Source organism: Nonomuraea sp. PA05, assembly GCF_008086045.1.
GTDB classification, from domain to species: domain Bacteria; phylum Actinomycetota; class Actinomycetes; order Streptosporangiales; family Streptosporangiaceae; genus Nonomuraea; species Nonomuraea monospora.
Genome location: NZ_VSEY01000047.1, coordinates 86,319 through 105,692 on the forward strand (window position 1 = coordinate 86,319; position 19,374 = coordinate 105,692).

Sequence of the window (19,374 nt, forward strand, 5' to 3'; positions counted from 1 at the left end):
GGCTCAGCGGTTCTGCAGGACGACGTCGGGCGCCCTGACGGCCCCCAGCACCCTGGTGATGATCGTGTCGGCGTCCACGTCGTCCGCGAGCGCCTCGTACGACAGCACGAGGCGGTGCCGCAGCACGTCCAGCGCCAGCTCGGACAGGTCGTGCGGCAGGACGTAGTCGCGTCCGCGCAGGAACGCCAGCGCCTGGGCGCCCGTGACGAGCGCGATGGACGCCCGCGGGCTCGCCCCGTACGTGACGTACCGCTCCAGCTCGCCGAGCCCGGCCGTCGCCGGCGAGCGCGTCACGGACACCAGCCGGACGGCGTAGTTCACGATCGCCGGATCGACGTACACCTCCCGCGCGCGGGCCCGCATCGCCATCAGCTCCTCCGCCGTCACCATCGGCTGCGGCGGCTCCGGCGGGCGCAGCGCCCTGCCGACGATCGCCTGCTCCTCGGCCTGCGTCGGGTAGTCGACGACCACCTTCATCATGAAACGGTCGACCTGCGCCTCCGGCAGCGGGTACGTGCCCTCCGACTCGATCGGGTTCTCCGTCGCCATGACCAGGAACGGCTCAGGGACCCGGAACGTCTCACGTCCGATCGTCACCTGGTGCTCCTGCATCACCTCCAGCAGGGCGCTCTGCACCTTGGCGGGCGCGCGGTTGATCTCGTCCGCCAGCAGCAGGTTCGCGAACACCGGGCCCAGCTCCGTCTTGAACTCCCCGGAATGCTGGTGGTAGACCCGCGTGCCCACCAGGTCGGCCGGCACCAGGTCGGGGGTGAACTGCACGCGCTGGAAGCTCCCGGCGATCGCGGCGGCCAGCGACCGCACCGCGAGCGTCTTGGCCAGGCCAGGCACCCCTTCCACGAGCAGGTGCCCGTCGGCGATCAGCGCGACGGCCATGCGCTCCAGCAGCACGTCCTGGCCGACGATCGTGCGTTTCACCTCGAACAGCACCTGTTCGAGCGGATGAGCGGAGTCCAGGGGGTTCGTCGAGGTCATACCGTTCCTTCGCTCAAGACTGCGGCTGTCGAGTTCCTCGTCATATGCGCCCCGTCTGCTCGCCGTCGCCTTCGTCCCCCAGCGCCACGCCGATCGGCACCGCGAACGCGATCCCGGCGAACGCCTCGTCCCCGCCCGGGTCCGCGATCGAGACGACGATGCCGATGACCAGGCCGCGAGCGTCCAGCAGGGGGCCGCCGGAGCTGCCCGGGTTCACGGAGGCGTCGAACTGGATGAGCCCGCTCAGATCGCCCTTCTCGGCCGACCGGTTCAGCCCCGACACCACGCCCGTGGAGACGCTGTACGCCAGCCCCAGCGGGTTGCCGATCGCCACCACGGGCGCCCCGACGGACACGCCGCCGCCGAGCGTCGCCGGCACGACGATCTCCGGCAGCTTCGCCGGTTTGAGCGTCGCCACGTCCCGCTTCGGGTTCGCCGACGTGACGACGGCCTTCGCCTTCGTGCCGTCGGCGAAGGTCAGGTTGACGTCCTTGGCGCCCTTGACGACGTGGTGCGCCGTCAGGATCGTCCCGTCGTCGGCCGCGATCACCCCGGTGCCGAGCGACTTCCCGGCCTGGATGACCACCACCGACGGGCCGACCCTCTTGTACACGTCCGGCACCGTGAGCGACGCGCTGGGCGTCGGCGTCGGGCTCGGCTTCGGCGCCGCCTCACCGCCGCCGGTGGCGCTGCCCAGCCAGTACGCCAGCACGGCCACGACGACGAGCGCCCCGGCACCGGCACCGGCCCACCGGCGAGCTTTTCCGGCCCCGGCCTGGTGAGCCTCGGCCTGGTGAGCCCCGGCCTGGTGAGCCCCGGCTTGGTGAGCCTCGGCCTGTTGAGCCTCGGCCGCACCCGCCTGCTGCGGCACGTGCTCCATCGCTCCATAGTCGTAAATCTCTGCTCAAAGTGCCACAAACTCCACCTGAGAACTCCATGAGAACCGGTCGAGCGTCAGCCGTCCTTCAGCTCCGCGAGCAGATCCTGCGAGTACGCGATGCGCCCCGTCAGCTCAGCGGCCGGCCGCCGGCACAGGGCCAGAGCGGCGTCGGCCATCACCGCCGGCGGCTCGTTGTCGGGGGCGTCCTCGGTCGTGAGGTGATGGAAGAGGGTGCCGGGGGTGGGCACGACCTGGTTCGGGGAGAGCGCGTTCACCGCGATGTTGTCGGCGTACAGCTCGGCGGCCAGGCCGGTGGTGAAGCGTTCGAGGGCCGCCTTGCACATGCCGTACACCGTCAGGCCGATCCCGGCGTACGCGCCGGGCGGGAAGGCCGGGTGGCGGGCGGCGATCGAGGAGATGTTGAGTATCCAGCCCGCGCCCCGCTCCCGCATCCCGGGGATGACCAGCTGGGCGAGGTGGAAGGGCGCGTTCACCTGCACCTCGAACATCAGCTGGTAGCGGCGGTCGGTGAAGTCGCCGACCTGCGCGAAGTAGGTGACGGCGGCGTTGTTGACCAGGATGTCGACGGGGCCGTACCGCTCCTCGGCGGCCTGGATCAACGCCAGCCTGTCCTGCTCGCGCGACAGGTCGGTGGCCTGGGCGAAGGCGGTGCCGCCCGCCGCCTCGATCTCCGCGACCGTGTCGCCGAGCGTGCCTTCGAGCCGGCTCTGCGCCGCCTCGACGGTACGGGCGGCGGCGACGACCTTCGCGCCCTCGGCGGCCAGCCGTACGGCTATGGCGGCGCCGATGCCTCTGCTCGCTCCGGTGACGACCGCGACCTTGCCCTTCAGTGCGCCCATGGCTGCCCTCTCGCCGTCTCGGGGATTGCTCCTTGTGGCGATACTAGAACGATATTCGGCGAGTGGCGGGGCGCTTCTTCGTGGCAGGATTCGTCCTCATGGGTGCCAAGATCGTGGCGTTCGTCGCTCTGGTTCTGATCGGCGCCGGCGTTCTGACCGGTTTCCTTCCTCTCACGGCGGGCGGGCACGCGTGCGGGTCGGCGTTCGTCGAGGTCATGCCCGACGAGAGCCTCGGGCTCCTGTCCATCGACGAATGCGGGGACGTGCGGAGTCTCGTACGGATTCCGGCGATCGTGCTCATGGCGGCCGGGGGCGCCACGCTGGGCGGCGCGGTGCTGATGCGCTGGCGTATCAGCCTGGCGAGAGGCTGACACGCCGGCCCGCCGCACACGACCAGGCCCGCGCGCCAGTCCGTCACTGGGGACCGAACCCGCGCGCGCCGCACGTCGGGCAGCCAGTCCGCTGGGGCACGGCTCTGGAGCGGATCTCCAGCGGCCAGAAGTCCACCTCGCTCCACCGGCCCCCCAGCGCCGCCGGCAACCCCGCCAGGATGCGGATCGCCTCCCACGCCAGGATGTTCCCGACGAGACCCGACAGCGCCCCCATCGCGCCCGCCTTGTCCCGCTTGCCGACAAGGGTCTCCATGCCGTCCCGCCCGTGGTCGGCGAACGTCTCGGCGCGTACGCAGGACCAGCAGGCGGTACGGCCGGGGATGATCGAGGTGCCCAGCACGCCGATGTGGTAGGCGTAGCCCGTGCCCATGATGTGCGGGATGTCCGGCCAGCAGGCCTCGCTGACCCAGCCCGCCACGTCGTTGGGGGTGGGCAGGTCGGCCGCGTTGATGACGATGTCGGCGCCCTTGACGACGCCGGCGAGGTCGGCGGCGCCGCCGATGCGCAACTCCACGGCCTCGACCTCGATGAACGGGTTGACCTCGCGCAGCCGGGCGGCGGCCGCGCCCGCCTTGGGCGCGCCCACGTCGTCCATCCTGAACAGCACCTGGCGGGGCAGGTTCGAGACCTCGACCCGGTCGAAGTCGCAGACGCGGATGCGGCCGACGCCCGCGCCGGCCAGGGCGAGCGCCACCCAGCCGCCCAGGCCGCCGACGCCGCAGACGACGGCGGTCGCCTCGCCGAGGCGGCGCTGGAGGGCGGCGCCGCTCGTCTCGCGGGACCAGCCCACGTCGCAGAAGTCCTGGAAGAGCCGTAGCTGGCGGTCGTAGAATTCGGCGCGCGCCGCACCTAAAAGGCGAAATTCCCGCTCCGGGGCGGCGACGCCGCTCAACAGCCGCTCATGCTCCAGTATTCGCACCACTTCGGCCACCCGGCGGCCCGCGTCGGCGGCGCCCGCGCAGGCGAGCGCGCCGATCTCGTCGATGGTGCGGGTGCCGTCGAGAAGGACCACCACGTCTTTCACGAATTCGTCGCAGGCGAATCTCTTCACGGTCCGGTCGGCCAGGCACAGGAACAGCAGCGTGCCGCCGTCCGCCTGCACGATGACGCTGTCACGCAGGCGTGGGCGCGATGCGGTGTCGGCCACGGACATGCCTCCTACCCGGCTGTGGGTGAAGCCGGCAATGCTTCACCCACAGGACGCTACCCGAGCCGGCGTTTCAGTTTCCGTGCGAGTTCGACGCGGTCACGGCACCGACGCGCAGCGGAACTTCTTCGACCTTCACCATCGCGGGTCGTCGCTCCATCGCTTCCCTTTCTCCTGCTGATATCGTCCCGCCGCACATCATGCCGAGTTCGGGGTTGTTCGACATAGAGTCTTACTGAGCATTTTTCATCGGGAAAACTCGTTGAGTTCGCGCACCCCCGCGTCGAGCTCCTCGGCCACCCCGCACCGCAGCAGCCGCCCGTACAGGCCCTCGCCCGTGTGACCCAGGCGGCGGATCCGGGCGGCCCGCTCGGCCATTTGCACCTGCACGTTCCTGACGAGCGTCTCCGGACGGCCCCGCCACCCGTACGCGTCCAGGAACCGGCGCAGCCTGGCGGGCCGGGTCTCGAACGCGGTGAACCCCTTCAAGGCGTCCACGTGACGGGCGTGCAGCGGCACCCAGCAGTGCGCCACCAGCGCCACCTCGGCGTCGACCGTGGTCGGCCCGGCGAAGTCCCAGTCGAAGAAGCCGGTCAGCCGCCCGCCCCGATGGGCGGCGTTGAACGGGCCCGCGTCGTTGTGGCCGATGACCAGGCCCGGCGACCAGCGCGCGCCCGAGCGCCAGCGCGCGTCAGGAGGCGGCACGAAGCCGGCCACGGCCCGGTGGTAGGCGCGCAGCCAGTGCGCGACCTGGACCAGCGTGTCCTCGCTCCGGGTCCACGAGGGCCACACCTGCGCGTCGCCCGTGGTGTCGCCCTCCAGGTACGTGAGCACCTCGTGCCCGTCGTCGGCCCCGCCCAGCACGCGGGGCGCTCCGGCGAACCCCTCGCGCTCCAGGTGGCGCAGCAAGGCGTGGACCGAGGCCGTCCACTCCCGCACCGGCCGCCGGACGGTGGCGCCGACGCGGACCGCGCCCGCGTCGTTCCCCCCGCCGAGCCGCTCCCCGGTCATGAGGGCATGGTGCCTGGCGACCGCACCCCCATCAAGGTCAGGACATAGTTTCTTACCATGTGGTAGAAAATGTGGATGCATGTCGTTCCGCTCCCCCGCCTCCTGCACTCAACGGGGCCCGGCGTCCTCACGCTGCCGGCCTCACCGCGGGTGGCGGTGCCCTCCGAAGACCTGCTCGGCCTCGGCCGGATCCTCGACGGCGAGGCGCGGGTCGGGGGCGATGCCGAGCTTGTCCTCGCGTTCGGCGCGGGTCAGGGCGAGGAGTACGAGCTGGTGGTGACCGAGGAGGGCGCCACGGTCACGGCGGGAACGGCGGAGGGCCTGTTCCGGGGCGCGACGACCTTCGCGCAGCTCGTCACCCCCGGCCGCACGGTGCCGTGCGTGCGGGTGAGCGACGGCCCGGCCCTGGCCTGGCGCGGCCTGTCACTGGACGTGGCCCGCCACTTCTTCACCGTCGAGCAGGTCAAGAAGGTCATCGACCTGCTGGCGCTGTACAAGTTCAACGTCCTGCACCTGCACCTGACCGACAGCCAGGCATGGCGGCTGGAGATCGCCGCGTGGCCCCGGCTCATCGGCCGGGAGCACTACACGCGGGACGACTACCGCGAGATCGTCGCGTACGCGGCCGACCGGTTCGTCACGGTCGTGCCGGAGATCGACATGCCGGGGCACGTGCTGGCCGCCGTCCAGGCCTATCCCGAGCTGGGCGGCCAGGACGAGCCGGCGCATCCGCTCATCCCGTTCCTCGACCCGCGGGCGGAGGTGGTCTGGAGGTTCGTGGCAGACGTGCTCGGCGAGGTCGCGGCCCTCACCCCGGGGCCGTACCTGCACATCGGTGGCGACGAGGCGTTCGGAATGCCGGAGGAGCTGTACGCGGCGTTCGTGAGCAGGGCGCTCGCCCTGGCCAGGAAGACGGGCAAGCGGGTCGTGGGCTGGCAGGAGGTGAGCCGCTCGGGGGCGCTCACCGCCGCCGACCTCGCGCAGTGCTGGGTGGGCGACGGGGACGCGTTCGACGCGGAGGCAGCGCGGAAGACCGCGCCGCCGCGCTACCACGCGCTCGTCGACATCGCGGCGCGCGCGTTCGAGCAGGCGCCGCACGACGTGCCCGCCGCAGTGGCGGCGGGGGCCGCCGTGCTGGCGTCGCCGAGCCGGGTGCTCTACCTGGACCGTCGGTACGCGGAGCCGTCCGTGCTGGCGGAGCAGAACGAGCGGCGGGAGCGGGTCGGGTTCGCCTCCTACCGGCCGATGACCAGCAGGGAGTACTTCGCATGGCAGCCGGGGGAGCTGGTGGAGATCCCTGACGGCGCGCGGCTGGCCGGGGTGGAGGCCGCCGTGTGGTGCGAGACGGTGAAGAGCTTCGACGACCTGGCGTTCCTGCTGCTGCCCCGGCTGGCCGGGGTGGCAGAGAAGGCGTGGACGGAGCGTGCCACGGCGTGGGAGGACTTCCGCGAGCGGGTCGCCGGGCACGTCTCCTGGTGGGAACGGCTGGGATGGGACGGCTACTACCGCTCCGCCGAGCTCTTCGCGTAGGCCTCGAACGCCTCGCGGCGCGCCCGCTGGGCGGCGACGTCGGCGACCGGGGCGGCCAGCAGCAGGCCGCGCGTGTACGGATGGCGCGGCTCGCCGGTCACCTCCGCCGCGGAGCCGGTCTCCACGATCTCGCCCCGATGGATCACGGCCACCCGGTGCGCCATGAACCGCACCACCGCGAGGTCGTGCGAGACGAACAGGTACGAGACCCCCGACTGCTCCTGCACCTCCAGCAGCAGGTCGAGCACCGTCCGCTGGGTGGTGAGGTCGAGCGCGGAGACCGGCTCGTCGCACACGATCAGCTTGGGATCGATCGCCAGCGCGCGGGCGATCGCCACCCGCTGCCGCTGCCCTCCTGAGAACTCCCTGGGCAGCCTCCGCGCGGCGTCGGCGGGCAGGTGGACGCGGTCGAGCAGCCTGGCCACCCGCTCGCGCGCGACGCGGGCGCCGAGCCCGAGCAGGGGTTCGGCGAGCGTGTCACCGATCGTCCTGGACGGGTTCAGCGAGGTGTACGGGTCCTGGAAGATCACCTGTAGGTCGCGGGCCAGCTCCCGGCGCCGCCGCCCCGTGAGGTCGTCGATGCGCCGCCCACCGAACGTGATCGTCCCGGACGCGACCGGCACCAGGCCGAGGACGGCCCTGCCGATCGTCGTCTTGCCGGAGCCCGACTCCCCCACCAGCCCCAGCGTCTCGCCGGGCGCGACGTCGAGCGACACCCCGCGCAGCACCCGCGTACGCGGTGCCCGCCGGCCCTTGCCGGGAAAGGAGACGTGCAGGTCGTCAACCGTGAGCAGGGCGTTCAAGAAACCTCCAGCACTGCGTCGAGCAGCTTGCGGGTGTAGGGGTCCTCAGGGGCGCTCAGCACCTGCCCGGCCGTGCCGGTCTCGACGATGCGGCCCTCGCGCATGACGGCGACCCGGTCGCACAGGTCGGCGACGACGCCCAGGTTGTGGGTGACGAGCAGGACGCCCAGCTCGCGCTCGCGTTGCAGCCTGCGCAGCAGGCCGAGCACCTCGGCCTGCACCCTGACGTCGAGCGCCGTGGTGGGCTCGTCGGCGATGAGCAGCTTCGGGTCGCACGACATGGCGCCCGCGATGAGCACGCGCTGCGCCATGCCGCCGGAGATCTCGTGCGGGTAGGAGCGGAAGGCCCGCTCCGGGTCGGCGATCTCCACCTGCGCCAGCAGCTCCAGGACGCGCGCGCGGGCCTCGGCCCTGCTCAGGCCCAGCTTGTGCCGGATCGGCCCGGCGAGCTGGCCGCCGATCGTGAAGGCTGGGTCGAGGTTGCTCATGGGCTCCTGGGGGACGTAGGCGACGACGTTCCCGCGCAGTGCCCGGTGGCGGCGTTCTGGCAGGCCGACGATCTCCGTGCCCTCGATCGTGATGCTGCCGCGCGCGACCCTGCCGGTCTCGGGCAGGATGCCGAGGATGGCGAAGGCGGTCTGGGTCTTGCCCGATCCTGACTCGCCGACCAGGCCGACGATCTCGCCGGCCCGCACGTCCAGGTCCACCCCGTCGACGACCTCGCGTCCCGGGTAGGCGACGGCCAGGTCGCGCACGGACAGCAGGCCCTCACGCGGCTCATCCGGAATCGCGGCCACCACCGCCGGCACGGGCGGGGGCGCAGCCGGGGCGGGCCGTCTGTCCTCCAGCGCGTCGCGCAGCGCGGCGGCGAGCAGCACCAGCGCGCCGCTGGTCAGCCCCAGCGCGAGCCCCGGCCACAGCAGCAGCAGCGGCGCCCGCTGGATGTTCTTGAATGCCTCGTTCAGCATCGCCCCCCACGTGGGCACGTCCCCGCTGCCGATGCCGAGGAACTCCAGCCCCGCCTGCAGCCCGATGGCGATCCCGGAGACGAGCGCGATCTGGATGATGATGGGCGCGCGCACCACGACGAGGATGTGCCGGGCCACGATCCGGGTGTCGCTGAGCCCCGAAACCCGGGCGGCGTCCACGTACAGCTCGTTGCGCACCCCCGCGACGATGCCGCGTACCAGGCGGAAGAAGGCGGGCGCGACGAGGAAGCCGAGCACCACCATGAGCACCCACACGGTGGAGCCGAGGATCGCCCGTGAGGCGAGCAGCACCACCATGGCGGGCAGCGCCATGATCAGGTTGACGGTCCAGCTCGCCGCCGAGTCGAACCAGCCGCCGTAGTATCCGGCGAGCAGCCCCGCCGGCACGCCGAGCGCGAGCGCGACGGCCAGGGCCAGCGCCGCGCCGCCGAGCGTGTTGCGGCCGCCGTGCAGCAGGCGGGCCAGGATGTCCCGGCCGGCCGAGTCGAAGCCGAGGGGATGGCCGGCCGACGGTCCGGCGAAGGCGTCCCGCAGGCTGGAGGCGTCGGGGGGCTGCGGGCTGAGCGCCGGCGCGAACAGCACCGCGAGCAGGATCGCGGCCAGGACCAGCGCGGAGGCCAGCCCGAGCGGATGCCGCAACGTCCGCACGAAGGTGCTCATGCGAGCCCCGGAGTACGGGAGAAGGTGCTCATGCGAGCCTCGCCTTCGGGTTGAGCCAGCCGATGAGGACGTCGACGACGAGGTTGACGGCGATCACGCCGATCACGGTGAGCATGACCAGCGCCATGATGACCGGAATGTCGCCACGCGTGGTGTAGGTGACGGTCATGCTGCCGATGCCCGGCAGCCCGAAGATCTGCTCGACCAGGACGGCCCCGCCGAGCAGCCCGACGAACTGCATGCCGAGCACGGCCAGCGCCGGAGCCGAGGCGTTGCGCAGCACGTGCTTGCCGACGACGCGCGACGGCGGCAGCCCCCTGGCGCGCAGGGTCCGTACGTAGTCCTGGCGCAGCACCTCGATCACCGAGCTTCTGACCTGCTGGGCGACCCCCGCGACGGACCCGGCCGACAGCGAGAGCACGGGCAGCAGCACCGTGGACAGCCACCCGGTGAAGGACTCGCCGATCCCGACGTACCCGATGGCGGGGAACCACCGCAGACGCACCGCGAAGACGAGCACGATGACCAGCGTGACCAGGAAGTTCGGCAGCGCGTAGCCGAGGACGGAGAAGACCTGGACGAACCGGTCCACCGCGCCGCGCCGCACCCCCGCCCAGACGCCCAGCAGGAACGCGGCCACCGCCGTGACGAGCGTGACCCCGGCCATCAGGCTGATCGTGACGGGCAGCCGGTTGGCGACGGCGCGGACCACGTTCTCGCTGGTGAACCAGGACGTGCCGAGGTCGCCGCGCACGGCGTGCGCGAGCCAGTCCAGGTACTGGACGAGGACGGGCCGGTCCAGGCCGAGCGCGGCGTTCTTGGCGTCCACGAGCTCCTGGGACGCGCTCTGCCCCAGCAGTTGCCTGCCCACGTCGAGGCCGGGGATCGACAGCAGCGTGTAGGAGAGGAAGGAGATCACCAGCACGAGGAGGAGCCCGGCGGCGATCCTGCGCAGGACGAAGCCGAGCATCACTGTGCGGGCGCGTAGTTGTAGATGGCGGGCACGGCCATGCCGTCCTGCGGCTTGATCGTCACGCTTCCGCCGGAGACGTGCAGGTACGTCATCCGGTAGAAGGGCATGAACCAGCCGTCGGCGACGAGGTGCTCGTTGAGCGCCTGGAGGTCGGCCTCGGCGTCCTGCGCGGCGCTGCCCTGGATCTTGGGCAGCAGCTTCTTCACGGTGTCGTCGGTGTAGCCGAACATGTTGAACGCGCCGGGCAGCACGACCTCGCCGACCGCGACCCAGTCGGCCGGCGACTGGCCCATGTTCATGACCATCCCGGAGTAGGCGCGGTCCTTGAAGATGCGCTGGACGGCGGAGCCGGGGTCGAGGTCGTCCCAGACCAGCTTGACGCCGACGGCGCCGAGGTCCGACTGGAGCGAGGCGGCCAGCGCGTCGGAGACGATGGCGGGGATGCGCGGCAGCTTCAGCGTGAAGCCGCTCTCGTGGCCGGCCTCCTTGAGCAGCGCGCGGGCCTTGGCCTGGTCGAAGGTGTAGTACGTGTCCAGCTCCGGCTTGTAGGCGGCCGTGGCGGGGCCGAAGACCTGGCTGGTGACGGCGCCGCGCCCCTGGCGGATCTTGGCCAGCATGGTCGGGCGGTCGATCGCGTAGTTCAGCGCCTGCCGTACGCGGGGGTCGCGCAGCTCGGGCGTGACCGCCCCGGCCCGGTCGAACAGGAACACGCCCTGGAAGTCGAACTCCTGCTTGACGGTCTTCACCTTGGGGTCGCTCTCGACGCTGATCTGCTGGTCGGCGTCCTGGATGAGAGCGGCATCGATCTGGCCGGTCTTGATGCCGTTGACGATGGCGGTCTCGTTGTCGAAGTAGCTGATCGTGATCGTGTCGTAGGGCAGCTTGGCGCCCCAGTAGCGGGCGGTGCGGGTGAAGACCCACTTGGTGCCGATCACGGTCTGGCCCGGGTCCAGCTCGTACGGCCCGGTGCCGCCCGGCTTGGTCTTCAGGGTGTCGTCCTGGGCGAAGTCCTTCGGGTTGGCCATGAGGCCGGCGGCGTCGCTCAGGTAATAGATCATGGCCGGGTTCGGCTTGCTCAGCACGAGCGTGACGTGGGTGGCATCGGCGACGTCGATGCTCTTGACGTCGTCGAGCGTCTTGGCCTGGGCGCCGCCGCCCTCACGGAAGCGCTCCATGTTCGCCTTGACGGCCTCGGCGTCGAACGGCGTGCCGTCGTCGAACTTCACGTCGCCGCGCAGGGTGAGGCTCAGCTTCGTGAGCGCGTCGTCGTAGGACCACTCGGTGGCGAGCATCGGGCTGTACGTGCCGTCGGGCTCGCGTTTGATGAGCGTGTCGTAAACCGCCTGGAAGAACGGCAGCGCGCTGCCGTTGGCGTCCTTGGGGTCGAGGCTCTGCGGCAGGGTCATCGTCGCGATGTCCAGTGTCGTGCGCGCGCCGCCCGCCGTACCGCCGCCTCCGGGGCCGGAACAGCCGGCGATCAGGCTCGCGGTGACGAGGAGGGCTGCGGTGGCGGATCTCTTCATGGCGCTCACTCCGTCTCGTTTGCCGGGGAGCATACACCGCAAAACTAACCACGTGGTAGGTTTAATTCTCGCGGGCTACTCTCGCCCTACACGGCACGTAACCGCAGAAGGGCAGGCCGGTGACCGAACCGACGCCACGTCGAGGCAGCAAGGGCGAGCGCACCCGCGCGCGCATCCTCGACTCCGCCACAGAGCTGTTCTCGCGCTCCGGCTTCCACGCCGTGTCGCTGCGCGACATCGCCGCGCACGCCGGGCTGACCCACGCCGGCCTGCTGCACCACTTCCCCGGCAAGGAGAGCCTGCTCATCGACGTGCTCAGCCGCCGCGACGAGGTGGACGGCGAGCTGATGCACGGGCGCGACGTCGATCTGTCACCGGAGGAGCTGCTCGACCGCATCGTCGACCAGGTGGCCAGGAACATGGGCACCCCCGGCCTCGTCGGCCTCTACGTCAAGATCTCCGGCGAGGCGGCCGACCCCGGCCATCCCGCCCACGACTACTTCGTCAAGCGTTACCGCAGGCTGCGGCGGCAGGCGGCGTGGCTGCTCGGCATCCTGTTCGCGCGGTCCACGCCGTCGCTGCCGCACGATCCCGGCGCGGTCGCCGCGCAGCTCATCGCGCTCATCGACGGGCTGCAGACGCAGTGGCTGCTCGATCCCGACCAGGTGGACATGCGCGCCGCGGTGATCACGTTCCTGCGGCAGCTCGGACTGGACCCCAAACCCTGAAGGATGCTCGGATGAAACTCACCCTGGTGGAGAAGGCGTCGCTGACGTCCGGGAGCGGCACCTGGCACACCACGGCGGTGCGTGACGTGGTGCCCGCCCTCACACTCTCCGACGGCCCGCACGGCATCCGCCGCCAGGGCGGCTCCCCCGGCGACGGCGACGCGCTGGGGCTGCGCGGGAGCGTGCCCGCCACCTGCTTCCCGCCCGCCGTCGCACTCGGCTCCTCCTGGGACCCCGCGCTCGCCCGGCGCGTGGGCGCCGCCCTGGCCGGGGAGGCCGCCGCGCTCGGGGTGGACGTGGTGCTCGGGCCCGGCGTGAACATCAAGCGCTCCCCGCTGTGCGGGCGCAATTTCGAGTACTTCTCCGAGGACCCGCACCTGACCGGCGTGATGGGGGCGGCCGTGGTGAACGGCATCCAGTCGCTCGGCGTCGGGGCGTGCGTGAAGCACTTCGCGGTCAACAACCAGGAGACCGACCGCATGCGGGTCAGCGCCGACGTGGACGAGCGGACGCTGCGCGAGATCTACCTGCCCGCCTTCGAGCACATCGTGCGGGAGGCGGGGCCGTACGCGGTGATGTGCGCCTACAACCGGATCAACGGCGTCCACGCCAGCCAGCACCGGTGGCTGCTGACCGACCTTCTGCGCGGGGAGTGGGGGTTCGACGGGCTGGTGATGTCGGACTGGGGGGCGGTCAACGATCGGGTGGCCGCTCTGGAGGCGGGGCTCGACCTGGAGATGCCGCCCACGGGCACCGACGAGGAGATCGTGGCGGCGGTGCGGGACGGGCGCCTGGCCGAGTCCGTCCTGGACGTGGCGGCCGGGCGGGTGATCCGGCTGGCCGAACGGGTGCGCGCCCGGCCACGCCCGGACCTTCAGAACCGCGACGCCGAAAGCCGGGGCGGCGGCGGCTGGGACGCCGACGCGCACCACGAGCTGGCCCGTGAGGCCGCCCGTGCCTCGGCCGTGCTGCTGAAGAACGACGGCGTCCTGCCCCTCGCCCCCGGCCTGCGCGTCGCGGTGCTGGGCGAGCAGGCCCGCAGCCCGCGCTACCAGGGCCACGGCAGCTCCCACGTGGTCCCCACCAGGCTGGACAACGCCCTGGACGCGCTGCGCACGGCGATGGACGTGACGTTCGCCCCCGGCTACCGGCCCGACGGAACACCGGACCCCGGCCTGGAGCACGAGGCGGTGCGCACGGCCGCCGACGCCGACGTGGCCGTGGTGTTCCTCGGCCTGGCGGACGTCGAGGAGTCGGAGGGCTTCGACCGCACGAGCCTCGACCTGCCCGCCGGCCAGGTGGCGTTGCTGCGCCGGGTGGCCGGGGCCTGCCCGAAGGTCGTCGTCGTGCTCTCCAACGGTGGCGTCGTCTCGGTCGCCGGCTGGCAGGAACACGCCTCCGCCGTACTGGAGGGGTGGCTGCTCGGCCAGGCGGGCGGGGCGGCGCTCGCCGACCTGCTGCTGGGCACGCACAGCCCGTCGGGACGGCTCACCGAGACGATCCCGCTGCGTCTGGCCGACGTGCCCTGCCACCTGCACTTCCCCGGCTCCGACGGGCACGTCCTGTACGGCGAGGGCCGCTACGTCGGCTACCGGCACCACGACACGCTCGGCACCGAGGTGGCCTACCCCTTCGGCCACGGGCTCACCTACTCCAGCTTCGCCTACTCCGGCCTGGAGGTGCGCGAGACCGGTACCAACGAGTGGCAGGTGGAGTTCACCGTCACCAACACCGGGGAGCGGCACGCGCAGGAGGTCGCGCAGCTCTACGTGGCCTTCGAGGAGGAGCGGCCCACCCGTCCCCGCCACACGCTGCGCGGCTTCGCCAAGGTCGGGCCCGCGCCGGGGGCGAGCGAGCGGGTGCGGCTGCCGCTCACCGGGCGGGACCTGGCCCAGTGGTCGGTGGAGCGCGGCGGCTGGCGGATCGAGCCCGGCTCCTTCCTCGTCGAGGTCGGCGCGTCCTCCAGGGACATCCGGCTGCGGGCCGAGGTGCGCACGCCGGGCGACGGCCAGGTGAGCGAGCTGACCGCGATGTCCACGCTGGGCGAGTGGCTGGCGCACCCGGTGGGCGGGCGGGTGCTGAAGGAGCGGCTGAGCGGGGCGCCGGGCCTGGCCGAGGCCGACCCGGCGCTGCTGGGGCTGGCGCTCGGCATCCCGCTGATCAAGTTCCGCACGTTCGGGCTGGGGCTGACGGCACAGGTCGTGGACGACCTGGTCGCCGCCGTCCACGCCGGGTCCTGAACGCCTTTCCAACCGCCGGCCTCCACCAGAAACCTTCAACCAGCGGCCTTCAACCAGGGCGGCGGAGGGTGCGGCGCACGGCCAGGCCGCAGAAGGCCGTCGAGGCGAGCACCAGGATCCCCGCCTCGGTCCACTGGAAGCGCCAGAACCGGGACGCCGGGTGGTAGTACACCGCGTACCGATACCCCTTCTCGAACAGGCACGCCTGCCAAGCCTCCGCGTTCCTGCTGCTCTGTCCCGCGTCCACCCGGCGCGGGCAGCCGGTGCCGACCGGCTCGGCGACCTCCTTCCCTGACGGCTCCACCCAGGCGGAGCTCACCAGCCGGGCATCGGGATCGTCGAGCAGCACGGTGCCGGACAGCTCGATCCGCGCCGGCTCGGCGTAGTGGTCGCTCACCTGGAACAGCGCGAACATGGTCACCGCCACCCCGGCCACGACCAGCGCCATCGCGGGCAGCGTCCGCCGGAAGAGGGTGCCGGCCAGCGTGCCCAGCGCGAACGCGTACAGCCACCACGCCGCCGGCTCCACCCCGACCATGTTGAACACGCCGATGTTGCCGAACGCGGAGTCGACTCCCGCCCTGAACACGGGCCGCCACAGGCTCACCATGAGCGACAGGAGCAGCCCCCCGGCCACGACCGCCGCGCCGAGGACCGACAGCTTGACCGCCAGCCACCGCCACACGGGCACGGACTGCGTCCAGGCCAGGCGATGGGTGCCGCGCTCGTACTCGCGGCCGAGCAGCGGCGCTCCCCAGAACGCCCCGATCAGCGCGGGGGCCACCAGCGGCATCCAGCCGAACACCGAGTAGACCGCGTCGTAGCGCTGCCCGAGCGCCACGGCCACGTCGCCGCACGCCACGGCGGGTCCCGGGCAGCCGGGCGGGGCGTGCTCGGCCACGTACCGGCTCGCCTCGATCGCCGAGCCCAGCAGCAGCACGCCCAGCAGCGCCAGGAAGCCCGCCGTCACCAGGATCTGCGCCCGGTGCTGGCGCCAGGTCACCCAGATCACGCGTCCACCCCCGTCGGAGCGGGCAGGGCCGCCGCCTCAGGGCTGCGCAGATAGCCCATGACGAGCTCCTCCAGCCCAGGGCGCCGTGCCTGCCAGCGCGGATCGGGCGGGCAGGCGCCCCTGACCAGCATGCTGACCTGCCTGCCGGTACGGCTCGCGCTCACCACCCGTGCCCCCGCCGCCGACGCCCCGTCCGGGCCGGTCAGCACGAGATGCCCGTCGAGCAGCTCCTCGATGTCGCCGCTGACCTGCGACCGGCCGCCGTTCAGCACCACCAGCCAGTCGCACGTCTCCTCCAGATCTGAGACGACGTGCGAGGACAGCAGCACGGTCAGCTCCCGATCGGCCACCTCCGCCATGATCGAGCGCATCACGTCGTGGCGGGCGAGGGGGTCGAGGTTGGCCAGCGGCTCGTCCAGCACGAGCAGGTCCGGCCGGACGGCGAGCGCCAGCGTGACCGCCACCTGCGCCTGCTGCCCACCCGACAGCGCGCTCACCTTCCGCTCCAGCGGGATGCCCAGCCGGGCGAGCCGGTCAGCGGCTGCATCGCCGTCCCAGCGGCCGTTCATGCGGCCGTCCCATCGGCGGTTCACACGGTGGTTCATGCGGCGGCCGAAGGTGAGCATCTCGGCGACGGTGAAGCCCTCGTACAGCGGCTTGTCCTGCGCCACGAACGCCACCTCGCCAGCCGCGCGGACGCTGCCCCGCGCGGGACGCAGCAGGCCGACGGCCGCGTGCATGAGCGTGGTCTTGCCCGCTCCGTTCGGCCCGACGAGCGCCGCCACCCGTCCGGCGGGTACCGACAGCGAGCAGTCGCGCAACGCCCACGTGTTGCGGTATTGCACCCCCAGCCCGGTCGCCTCCAGCGCGGGCGTCCCCCCGCGCCCTCCTCCGCTGGACACCACGCCGCGCCGTCCCCTGCCCGACGCCACCTCGCGCCCTCCTCTGCCGAACCTCACGCCGCGCCCTCCTTCGCGGCATCGGCCGTCACCACGCTGAACAGCGCCCGCAGATCCTCCTGATCGAGCCCGGCCGCGCGGGCCTCACGCACCCAGACCTCCAGACTGCGCCGCAGCCGCGTGTGCTCGGCGAGCGTCGCGCCCGCGATGCCCTGCCGGACGAACGTCCCCATCCCCGGCCGCCCCTCGACCAGCCCTTCGCGCTCCAGTTCCCGATACGCCTTGAGCACCGTGTTGGGGTTGATGGCCAGCCTCTCGACCACCTCGCGAGCGGTCGGCAACTGGTCGCCTGGCCGCAACGTGCCCAGCCGCAACGCCTGTTTCACCTGGTGAACGAGCTGAAGGTAGGTCGCCACCCCCGAACCCTTGTCCAGGTTGAACTCGATCAACCGAAACACCCTTTCACTAATCGAATAGTGAAAGGGTGTTGGACGCGCCCGCTCCGTGTCAACCGGCGGCTCGGAGGCCGTTCGAACGAGCGACCTCACCCAGCCACCGCGCACTGGGCTTGGCCTCGCGCGCGAACGTCTCCCGATGCACCGAGACCAGCCCGAAGGTCGGCGCCCACGAGCCCCACTCGTAGTTGTCCAGCAGCGACCAGTGCAGGTATCCGCGCACGTCGGCCCCCTCCGCCAGGGCCGCGTGCAGCCCGGCCAGCGCCGCGCTCGTGTACTCCACGCGCTCGGCGTCGTCGGCGGTGGCAATGCCGTTCTCCGTCACCAGGATCGGCACGCCGGGCAGCTTCCCCGCGGTGTGCCGGACGGCGTCGCCGAGCGCGCCGGGGTAGAACTCCCACCCGGTGAGCGTGCGGCGGGCGCCGTCGGGCACGGGCAGCGCGCCCTGCCTGCCGATCCGCACCCGCGTGTACGCCTGCACGCCGACGAAGTCGTCCCCCTTGGCCGCCTCCAGGAACTGGTCCTCGCGGGGCCACGCCCACGCGTCCCGCTCGGCCTCGGCGCCGTCCTCGGCCTGGAAGTTCTGGTTGGCGATCGTCCAGCCCGCCCTCAGCCCCGCCGCGCCCAGTTCCTCGCGGGCGGCCCGGTGCGCGGCGGCCAGCGTGTCGGCCATCGCCTGGTCGGGGGCCGCCATGGCGCCGGCCGTGCCTGTCTCGCGGTGCCCGTCCCTGATCGCCTCGGCCATCATCGCGAGCATGTTGGGCTCGTTGATCGTGCACACCCAGGGGACGCCGTCGAGGATCGGCAGCACGGCCCGCACGTACGCGCGGAACCGCTCGACCGCCGCACCGGACCGCCACCCGCCCTCCCGCTGGAACCACATCGGGCTGGTGAAGTGGTGCAGCGTCACGATCGGGGTGATGCCCCGCTCCAGGCAGCCCTCCACCATGCGGCGGTAGTGCGCGAGGTGGGCCCGCGACACCTGCCCTTCGACCGGTTCGACGCGCGCCCATTCGACGCCGAACCGGTAGGCGGTCAGGCCGAGGTCCCGCACCAGGTCGAGGTCCTCCGGCCAGCGGTGGTAGCTGTCGCACGCGTCGCCGCTGCGCTCGGGCAGCCGGCCCTCCAGCCCCCACAGGTCGCTGGCGACGTTGTTGCCCTCGATCTGGTGCGCGCTGCTCGCCGCACCCCAGAGGAAGCCCTCGGGAAACTCGATCCCCATGCCGCCGTCCCTTCACATCATCGGTAGACGCAAAACCTACCAGGTGGTTAGTAAACGCGCCCACCCACGGAAACCGTCCCGCGACGGAGATCGGTTCGCGAAAATGGAGCCCGGAATGGCAAGCCGACCCAGCACCGCGACCCGAGTAAGGTGCCATGATCGATCAAGCCGACATGCTTCCCCTCGCCCCCGAGGACCCGCGCCAGATCTCCCGCTACGCCGTCCAGGCCCGTCTCGGCGCCGGCGGGCAGGGCGTCGTCTACCTCGGGCGCGACCCAAGCGGGCGGCCGGTCGCCGTCAAGGTGCTCAGAGCGGACGGCCTGCCCGGCCCGCAGGCGCGCGCCCGCTTCGCGCGAGAGGTGGAGGCCGCGCGCAGCGTCCCGCAGGCGCACACCGCCGCGATCCTGGACGCCGACGTGCTGGGCGAGCGGCCGTACATCGTCAGCGAGTACGTGCCCGGCCTGTCGCTGCAGGCCACCGTGGAGCGCAACGGCGTCTTCACGGGCAACGCGCTGGAGCGGCTGGCCACCCACACGATCACCGCGCTGGCGGCCATCCACGGCGCACGGGTGGTCCACCGGGACTTCAAGCCGGCCAACGTGCTGATCGGGCCGGACGGGCCGCGCGTGGTGGACTTCGGCATCGCCCGCGCGCCGGAGTCCGACGGGCACACGACGAGCTCCATGCTGGGGACGCCGCCGTACATGGCGCCCGAGCAGCTCAGCGAGCAGCCCGCCGGGCCCCACACGGACGTGTTCGCGTGGGCGGCCACGGTGGTCTTCGCCGCGACCGGCGGCCCGCCCTTCGGCCAGGGGCCCTTCCCTGCGGTGGCGCACCGCATCCTGCACGCCGCCCCGAACCTGGACGGCGTGCCCGCGCCGCTGCGTGACGTGCTCGCGCGCTGCCTGGCCAAGAACCCCGGCGAGCGGCCGACCTCCCTCCAGGTGCTGCAGTCGCTGATCGGCCACGGCACCGTGGTGGAGCCGGAGGTCCAGCGCCTCGCCCTCCAGCGAGCGCCCCTGCCCGGCGGGCTCACGCAGCGACCGATCGGCGGGCC

Annotated in this window: 18 protein-coding genes; 5 read left to right on the forward strand and 13 right to left on the reverse strand. The window is 72.2% G+C overall.

The features are described 5' to 3' along the window. Positions 1–3 precede the first annotated feature (3 nt). The 3 genes from FXF51_RS49570 to FXF51_RS49580 form a co-directional block, all read right to left on the reverse strand. A complete protein-coding gene (locus FXF51_RS49570; protein ID WP_148441801.1) occupies positions 4–993 on the reverse strand; it encodes an AAA family ATPase in 990 nt (329 codons plus the stop codon). Positions 994–1,033: 40 nt separating this feature from the next. Further along, positions 1,034–1,873 carry a S1C family serine protease gene (locus FXF51_RS49575; protein ID WP_148441802.1) on the reverse strand — a complete coding sequence of 280 codons (840 nt, stop codon included), beginning with the start codon at positions 1,871–1,873 and terminating at the stop codon, positions 1,034–1,036. A 74-nt stretch (positions 1,874–1,947) separates the two neighbouring features. Beyond that, positions 1,948–2,733 (reverse strand): SDR family NAD(P)-dependent oxidoreductase, encoded by a 786-nt coding sequence (locus tag FXF51_RS49580; RefSeq protein WP_148441803.1) that lies wholly within the window; start codon positions 2,731–2,733, stop codon positions 1,948–1,950. A gap of 98 nt (positions 2,734–2,831) precedes the next feature. Here FXF51_RS49580 and FXF51_RS49585 point away from each other — a divergent pair, with 98 nt between their 5' ends. Then, the gene (locus FXF51_RS49585) at positions 2,832–3,104 is read left to right on the forward strand and encodes a hypothetical protein (protein ID WP_148441804.1); all 273 of its coding nucleotides are present in this window, start codon (positions 2,832–2,834) and stop codon (positions 3,102–3,104) included. Positions 3,105–3,147: 43 nt separating this feature from the next. On the opposite strand, the gene FXF51_RS49590 is transcribed toward FXF51_RS49585, so the two are convergent. Beyond that, positions 3,148–4,272 (reverse strand): HesA/MoeB/ThiF family protein, encoded by a 1,125-nt coding sequence (locus tag FXF51_RS49590; RefSeq protein WP_148441805.1) that lies wholly within the window; start codon positions 4,270–4,272, stop codon positions 3,148–3,150. A 246-nt stretch (positions 4,273–4,518) separates the two neighbouring features. Next, the gene (locus tag FXF51_RS49595) at positions 4,519–5,283 is read right to left on the reverse strand and encodes an aminoglycoside phosphotransferase family protein (protein ID WP_148441806.1); all 765 of its coding nucleotides are present in this window, start codon (positions 5,281–5,283) and stop codon (positions 4,519–4,521) included. Positions 5,284–5,358: 75 nt separating this feature from the next. Between FXF51_RS49595 and FXF51_RS49600 the strand changes: the two genes are divergently transcribed. After that, positions 5,359–6,813, forward strand: coding sequence for a family 20 glycosylhydrolase (locus FXF51_RS49600; RefSeq protein ID WP_187415005.1), 1,455 nt, complete (start codon positions 5,359–5,361; stop codon positions 6,811–6,813). On the opposite strand, the gene FXF51_RS49605 is transcribed toward FXF51_RS49600, so the two are convergent. From FXF51_RS49605 to FXF51_RS49620, 4 genes are read right to left on the reverse strand one after another with little or no spacing between them, the layout of a single operon-like run. Next, a complete protein-coding gene (locus FXF51_RS49605; RefSeq protein ID WP_148441808.1) occupies positions 6,786–7,616 on the reverse strand; it encodes an ABC transporter ATP-binding protein in 831 nt (276 codons plus the stop codon). The two genes, FXF51_RS49600 and FXF51_RS49605, sit on opposite strands and share 28 nt — an antisense overlap. After that, a complete protein-coding gene (locus tag FXF51_RS49610; protein WP_148441809.1) occupies positions 7,613–9,265 on the reverse strand; it encodes a dipeptide/oligopeptide/nickel ABC transporter permease/ATP-binding protein in 1,653 nt (550 codons plus the stop codon). The genes FXF51_RS49605 and FXF51_RS49610 overlap by 4 nt, the downstream gene beginning before the upstream one ends. Before the next feature lie 28 nt (positions 9,266–9,293). Then, positions 9,294–10,235, reverse strand: coding sequence for an ABC transporter permease (locus tag FXF51_RS49615; protein WP_148441810.1), 942 nt, complete (start codon positions 10,233–10,235; stop codon positions 9,294–9,296). Then, positions 10,235–11,761 (reverse strand): ABC transporter substrate-binding protein, encoded by a 1,527-nt coding sequence (locus FXF51_RS49620; RefSeq protein WP_148441811.1) that lies wholly within the window; start codon positions 11,759–11,761, stop codon positions 10,235–10,237. Before FXF51_RS49620 ends, FXF51_RS49615 begins: the two co-directional genes overlap by 1 nt. Before the next feature lie 119 nt (positions 11,762–11,880). Here FXF51_RS49620 and FXF51_RS49625 point away from each other — a divergent pair, with 119 nt between their 5' ends. Both FXF51_RS49625 and FXF51_RS49630 read left to right on the forward strand, forming a co-directional pair. Further along, positions 11,881–12,489, forward strand: coding sequence for a TetR/AcrR family transcriptional regulator (locus FXF51_RS49625; protein WP_148441812.1), 609 nt, complete (start codon positions 11,881–11,883; stop codon positions 12,487–12,489). Positions 12,490–12,500: 11 nt separating this feature from the next. After that, the gene (locus tag FXF51_RS49630; protein ID WP_148441813.1) at positions 12,501–14,729 is read left to right on the forward strand and encodes a glycoside hydrolase family 3 C-terminal domain-containing protein; all 2,229 of its coding nucleotides are present in this window, start codon (positions 12,501–12,503) and stop codon (positions 14,727–14,729) included. A 49-nt stretch (positions 14,730–14,778) separates the two neighbouring features. Here the strand turns inward: FXF51_RS49630 and FXF51_RS49635 are convergent, their stop codons facing one another. The 4 genes from FXF51_RS49635 to FXF51_RS49650 are packed head-to-tail and all read right to left on the reverse strand — an operon-like array spanning position 14,779 to position 18,317. After that, a complete protein-coding gene (locus FXF51_RS49635; RefSeq protein WP_148441814.1) occupies positions 14,779–15,741 on the reverse strand; it encodes an ABC transporter permease in 963 nt (320 codons plus the stop codon). Beyond that, a complete protein-coding gene (locus tag FXF51_RS49640) occupies positions 15,738–16,700 on the reverse strand; it encodes an ABC transporter ATP-binding protein (RefSeq protein ID WP_262380396.1) in 963 nt (320 codons plus the stop codon). Before FXF51_RS49640 ends, FXF51_RS49635 begins: the two co-directional genes overlap by 4 nt. Next, positions 16,697–17,089: a GntR family transcriptional regulator gene (locus FXF51_RS49645; RefSeq protein ID WP_148441815.1), complete on the reverse strand. Its 393-nt coding sequence runs from the start codon at positions 17,087–17,089 to the stop codon at positions 16,697–16,699. Before FXF51_RS49645 ends, FXF51_RS49640 begins: the two co-directional genes overlap by 4 nt. A gap of 58 nt (positions 17,090–17,147) precedes the next feature. Beyond that, positions 17,148–18,317 carry a family 1 glycosylhydrolase gene (locus tag FXF51_RS49650; protein WP_148441816.1) on the reverse strand — a complete coding sequence of 390 codons (1,170 nt, stop codon included), beginning with the start codon at positions 18,315–18,317 and terminating at the stop codon, positions 17,148–17,150. 155 nt (positions 18,318–18,472) lie between these two features. On the opposite strand from FXF51_RS49650, the gene FXF51_RS49655 reads away from it, so the two are divergent. Next, positions 18,473–19,374, forward strand: a 902-nt coding sequence (locus tag FXF51_RS49655) for a serine/threonine-protein kinase (protein ID WP_148441817.1), incomplete at its 3' end; no start/stop codon positions are given.

Coding starts and splice junctions, on each gene's coding strand:
- FXF51_RS49570 (WP_148441801.1), bottom strand. CDS start 993: ATGACCTCGACGAACCCCCTGGACTCCGCTCATCCGCTCGAACAGGTG.
- FXF51_RS49575 (WP_148441802.1), bottom strand. CDS start 1,873: ATGGAGCACGTGCCGCAGCAGGCGGGTGCGGCCGAGGCTCAACAGGCC.
- FXF51_RS49580 (WP_148441803.1), bottom strand. CDS start 2,733: ATGGGCGCACTGAAGGGCAAGGTCGCGGTCGTCACCGGAGCGAGCAGA.
- FXF51_RS49585 (WP_148441804.1), top strand. CDS start 2,832: ATGGGTGCCAAGATCGTGGCGTTCGTCGCTCTGGTTCTGATCGGCGCC.
- FXF51_RS49595 (WP_148441806.1), bottom strand. CDS start 5,283: ATGACCGGGGAGCGGCTCGGCGGGGGGAACGACGCGGGCGCGGTCCGC.
- FXF51_RS49600 (WP_187415005.1), top strand. CDS start 5,359: ATGCATGTCGTTCCGCTCCCCCGCCTCCTGCACTCAACGGGGCCCGGC.
- FXF51_RS49610 (WP_148441809.1), bottom strand. CDS start 9,265: ATGAGCACCTTCGTGCGGACGTTGCGGCATCCGCTCGGGCTGGCCTCC.
- FXF51_RS49615 (WP_148441810.1), bottom strand. CDS start 10,235: ATGCTCGGCTTCGTCCTGCGCAGGATCGCCGCCGGGCTCCTCCTCGTG.
- FXF51_RS49620 (WP_148441811.1), bottom strand. CDS start 11,761: ATGAAGAGATCCGCCACCGCAGCCCTCCTCGTCACCGCGAGCCTGATC.
- FXF51_RS49630 (WP_148441813.1), top strand. CDS start 12,501: ATGAAACTCACCCTGGTGGAGAAGGCGTCGCTGACGTCCGGGAGCGGC.
- FXF51_RS49650 (WP_148441816.1), bottom strand. CDS start 18,317: ATGGGGATCGAGTTTCCCGAGGGCTTCCTCTGGGGTGCGGCGAGCAGC.